Raw genomic sequence first — 1,250 nt, forward strand, 5'->3', positions numbered from 1 at the left:
TTCAGCCTTGGAGAAGGAGCGGCCGTCGCTGAAGGCCGGGAAAACCAGCGCCACCAGCGACAGCTGGTCGAGCAGGTCGGCTATCTTCTCGAGCTGGTCGCCGGGCTGCAGCACCACGCCGAGCCGCTCTTTGGCGGACCGGCGCACCTCCGGATCAAGGTCGAGGAACGCCTGCAGCGGCAGGATGAAGCGGCCATTGCCGGAAAGCGCATCCGCACTTTCGGCATGAGCCCACTCATCCTCGCGAAAACCCTCAGGGGTCCAGAGCCGGGTCTCCGGTGTCGTCGTTTCGGTCATCAAAAATTCCCAAAAATTCAAAGAAGCTCAGGGTACGTTGAGATTCAGGTCAGGCCGCGCCGAAAATGGTGGCTTCCGAGAACCGGAGCGGAGCGTACTTGAAGTACGTGAGCACCGGAAGCGCAGGAAACCGCCATTTGCAGGCCGGCCTCACCTGAATATCAACCCGCCCTACAGTGATGCGTCGGTCAGCGACACTTCCAGCCCCGACAGGTGAATGCCGCACTCGGTCTTGGCATGACCGGCCCAGCGGCCGCTGCGCGCRTCKTCGCCCGGCTGCACCGGCTGSGTGCACGGGAAGCAGCCGATCGACAGATAGCCATAGGCGACMAGCGGATTTTCRCGCAGCGCATGCGCGCGCATGTAATCGGCCTGGTCCGATGTCGTCCAATGCGCCAGCGGATTGATGCGGATGCGCGCGCCGACCGCCTCGAACACCGGCAGTGCTGCCCGCGTCGAGGCCTGGAAGCGCTTACGGCCAGTCAGCCAGGCGCGGAAGGGTGCAACCCCACGCGCCAGCGGCTCGACCTTGCGCACGTCGCAGCAGGCATCGGTGCTGGTTTGGTGCAGATTGCCCGTCGGGTCGATCCGCTCGAGCGCGGCCTCCTCGGGCTTGATCACCCTGATATTGGTCAGCCCGAAATCGGCGACGAGCGCGTCACGGTAGCCGAGCGTCTCCTCGAAATGCTTGCCGGTGTCGAGGAAGATCACCGGCAGCGTGCGGTCGATCTCGGCGATCATGTGCARCAGCACSGCCGAATCSGCKCCGAASGAYGACACSGCGGCGATCTCGTCRTGAAAMARYTCKCKGGCCGAGCGYTCGATGATCTCGAGCGGSKTCAGATGGCCRTASAGCGCRTCMAGCCCCGCTGCTTGCGCAGCGATGCCGGCCTCGACGTCGACGATACGGTCAAGCGGCCTTGGTTTCGCCAGCATAGAGCGCCTCCTTGAAC

General features: G+C 64.2%; 2 protein-coding genes. Both read right to left on the bottom strand.

What is annotated here, in order from left to right:
• Positions 1 to 297, bottom strand: a 297-nt coding sequence (locus AC1DX0_RS36030; protein ID WP_477359286.1) for a DUF934 domain-containing protein, incomplete at its 3' end; no start/stop codon positions are given.
• 171 nt (positions 298 to 468) lie between these two features.
• Positions 469 to 1,233 (bottom strand): phosphoadenylyl-sulfate reductase, encoded by a 765-nt coding sequence (locus AC1DX0_RS36035; protein ID WP_477359289.1) that lies wholly within the window; start codon positions 1,231 to 1,233, stop codon positions 469 to 471.
• Positions 1,234 to 1,250 lie beyond the last annotated feature (17 nt).

The organism is Mesorhizobium sp. P3_A9 (assembly GCF_056402975.1).